Annotated in this window: 3 protein-coding genes; all 3 read left to right on the plus strand. The window is 65.7% G+C overall.

What is annotated here, in order from left to right:
• Positions 1 to 1,283, plus strand: a 1,283-nt coding sequence (locus tag RMQ73_RS10565) for an Hsp70 family protein (protein ID WP_310498189.1), incomplete at its 5' end; no start/stop codon positions are given.
• Between the two features lie 145 nt (positions 1,284 to 1,428).
• The gene (gene dnaJ, locus RMQ73_RS10570) at positions 1,429 to 2,592 is read left to right on the plus strand and encodes a molecular chaperone DnaJ (protein WP_310498190.1); all 1,164 of its coding nucleotides are present in this window, start codon (positions 1,429 to 1,431) and stop codon (positions 2,590 to 2,592) included.
• 13 nt (positions 2,593 to 2,605) lie between these two features.
• Positions 2,606 to 3,367: an SDR family oxidoreductase gene (locus tag RMQ73_RS10575; RefSeq protein WP_310498191.1), complete on the plus strand. Its 762-nt coding sequence runs from the start codon at positions 2,606 to 2,608 to the stop codon at positions 3,365 to 3,367.
• The last annotated feature ends 189 nt before the right edge of the window (positions 3,368 to 3,556 follow it).

The raw sequence follows: 3,556 nt of genomic DNA on the forward strand, positions 1-3,556 counted from the left end.
GCCACGACCTCGTCGGGGTTCACGCCCTTGTGGGGTTCCTTGGCGGCGAAGACTTCGACATGCGGATCGTCAATTATCTGGCCGATGAGTTCAAGAAAGAACACGGCGTTGACCTGACGCTGGACAAGATGGCGCTTCAGCGGCTGAAGGAAGCGGCGGAAAAGGCCAAGATCGAACTGTCCTCCGCCAGCCAGACCGAAATCAACCAGCCCTTCATCACTGCCGACGCCACCGGGCCGAAGCATCTGGTCAAGGCGATCAGCCGCACCGATCTGGAAAAGCTGGTGCTCGACCTCATCGAGCGCACCCGCAAGCCCTGCCTCGACGCCATCAAGGAAGCCGGCGTCAAGACCAGCGAAATCGACGAAGTCATCCTTGTCGGCGGCATGACCCGCATGCCGCGCGTGCGGGCATTCGTGAAGGAATTGTTCGGCAAGGAGCCCAACACATCGGTCAACCCCGACGAAGTCGTTGCCATGGGCGCTGCCATCCAGGCCGGCGTGCTGCAGGGCGATGTCAAGGATGTGCTGCTGCTTGATGTCACGCCGCTGTCGTTGGGCATCGAGACGCTGGGCGGCGTGTTCACCCGCATGATCGACCGCAACACCACCATCCCGACCAAGAAGAGCCAGGTGTATTCGACTGCCGATGACAATCAGCAGGCCGTGACCATCCGGGTTTTCCAGGGCGAGCGGGAAATGGCGGCCGACAACAAGATGCTGGGCCAGTTCGACCTTGTCGGTCTGCCGCCGGCGCCGCGCGGCATACCGCAGATCGAAGTGACGTTTGACATCGATGCCAACGGCTTAGTCGCGGTCAACGCCAAGGACAAGGGCTCCGGCAAGGACCAGCAGATCCGTATCCAGCCATCGGGCGGCCTGTCCAAGGACGACATCGACCAGATGGTCAAGGATGCCGAGCGTTTCGCCGAGGAAGACAAGAAGCGCCGCGCCACCGCCGAAGCCCGCAACCAGGCCGACGCCATGGTGCACAGCACCGAACGCCAGCTGACGGAGCATGGCGACAAGGTCAGTGCCGAAGTGAAAACCAGCATCGAAACGGCGCTGGCCGACGTCAAGGCAGTGCTCGATTCCGGTGACGCCGAACAGATCATCGCCAAGACGGAGGCGCTGAGCCAGGTGGCGATGAAGCTGGGCGAGGCCGTGTATCAGGCAGAGCAGGCCAGCGCCGCCAGCCCGGCCGGCGAGGCGCCAAAGGACGACAATGTCGTCGACGCCGAATTCTCGGACGTCGATGCAGGCGCGGACGACGAAAAGAAGTAACTGGTGACATGACAGGGCATTCCCCGATGCTGCGCACCGCGCCCATCGGGGGGTGCCCTTGTCGTGTCAGGGCGGATGATCCGGCACCGCGCAACGGGCGGAGCACCGGGACAATCACGGGCACGGGCGCGGGGCAGGCAATGCGATGAGCACCGAGATCGATTATTACGAGTTGCTGCAGGTGCAGCGCGGCGCCGATGATGCCGTGCTGAAATCCTCCTATCGCCGGCTGGCCATGCAATGGCACCCCGACAAGAACCCCGGCGATGCTGCGGCCGAACAGAAATTCAAGGCGATCAGCGAAGCCTATGAAGTCCTGAAGGACCCGCAGAAGCGCGCTGCCTATGACCGCTATGGCCATGCCGCCTTTACCCAGAATGGCGGCGGCGGTGGCGGCGCACAGGATTTCGGCGGCTTTACCGACATCTTCGAAAGCGTCTTCGGCGAATTCATGGGCGGCGTCGGGGGCGGCGGGCGCGGGCGCGGCCGTGCCGGCCCGGCGCGCGGCAACGACCTGCGCTACGACCTCGACATGACGCTGGAGGAAGCCTTTGCCGGCAAGCAGGCGGCGCTGTCCATCGAAGTCGCCGCCGCCTGCGAGCCGTGCAAGGGCAGCGGCGCCAAGCCCGGCACATCGGCGCGCCAGTGCACCACCTGCGGCGGCCAGGGTGTCGTCGGCATGCGGCAGGGCCTGTTCATGGTGCAGCGCACCTGCCCCGCCTGCCAGGGCGCCGGCCAGGTCATCGCCGACCCATGCGAGAGCTGCCGGGGCGCAGGCCGCGTCGAGAAGCACAAGGAACTCAACGTCAACATTCCGCGCGGCGTCGACGATGGTACGCGCATTCGCGTCGCTGGCGAAGGCGAGGCCGGCGCACGCGGTGGCCCGGCGGGCGACCTGTACATTTTCGTCAACCTGAAACCGCATGGCCTGTTCAAGCGCGACGGCACCACCTTGTATGCCACTGCGCCGATTTCGATCACCACGGCGGCGCTGGGCGGCGAGATCGAAGTACCCAGCCTCGACAAGGAAGCCGTGGTGGTGAAAATCCCGCACGGCACGCAAAGCGGCAAGCAATTCCGCGTGCGCGGCCGCGGCATGCCGGCGTTGAATGGCGGCATGGCCGGCGGCGGCTTCGGCGATCTGGTCGTCGAGGTCGAGGTCGAGACCCCCGTGAAACTCACCAAGCGCCAGCGCGAATTGCTGGAGGAGTTCCAGGTCATCGAAACCGAGGAAGGCGGGCGCAACACGCCGCGCAGCCAGGGCTTTTTCGACAAGCTGAAGGACGCCTGGAACGAGCTGACCGATTGATCGGCGCGTGAACATGCGTCTGGCTGGTCGCCGCATTCTTGTCACCGGCGCGGCGCGCGGGCTGGGTCTAGCCATGGCCCGGCGCTTCGTTGCCGAGGGCGCGCGCGTGCTGATGGCTGATGTGCTGCCCGAAGGCGCAGACCGCGCAGCCGAACTGGGCGACAGCGCCGCCTTCATCACCTGCGATGTGTCGAGCCGCGAGCAGATTGCAGCGGCCATCGACACCATAATCGCGCGCTGGGGCGGCATCGACTGCCTTGTCAACAATGCCGGCATCGCGCCGCGCGGCGACATATTGACCGAAACGCCGGAACAATTCGGCCAGGTGCTGGCGATAAACCTGACCGCCGCCTTTCATGCTATCCAATTGGCCGCGCCTCACATGATCGCGGCCGGCAAGGGCGTCGTCATCAACATGTCGAGCGTCAACGCCGTGCTGACCATCCCCGGCCTGCTGGCCTATAATGTCGCCAAGGGCGGGCTGGACCAGTTGACGCGCAACGCCGCCGTCGCGCTGGCGCCGCACGGCGTGCGCGTCGTCGGTATCGCACCGGGCACCATCCTGACCGAACTGGCGCGCACAGCCGTGCTGGCCGATGATGCGGCCCGCGCCATGATCCTGTCGCGCACGCCGCTGGGCCGCGCCGGCGAGCCGGAGGAAATCGCCGCCATCGCCGCATTCCTGGCCAGCGACGATGCCAGCTACATCACCGGCGAGACGATCGTGGCCGATGGCGGGCGCATGGCCTTGAACTATACGATGCCGCCGACCTGAAGGGGCTTCCCCCCGGCCGCCAAGCCTGCCAAAGCCGCCCCGCAAGACAGGAGATGCATGTGATTGACGCCGAATGGTGGGACTATGACAGCCCCGAGGACATGGCCGAGGCAGTGGCCGGCGATGTCGGCTATATCATCGGCCAGGCGCTTGAGGCGCGCGGCCGCGCCATCGTCGCATTTCCCGGCG

Origin of the sequence: Sandarakinorhabdus sp., from assembly GCF_031430775.1 — a bacterium.
Lineage (GTDB): Bacteria > Pseudomonadota > Alphaproteobacteria > Sphingomonadales > Sphingomonadaceae > Sandarakinorhabdus.

Bases quoted from the DNA above. Each gene is read 5' to 3' on its own strand.
- dnaJ (WP_310498190.1), top strand. From the start codon at position 1,429: ATGAGCACCGAGATCGATTATTACGAGTTGCTGCAGGTGCAGCGCGGC.
- RMQ73_RS10575 (WP_310498191.1), top strand. From the start codon at position 2,606: ATGCGTCTGGCTGGTCGCCGCATTCTTGTCACCGGCGCGGCGCGCGGG.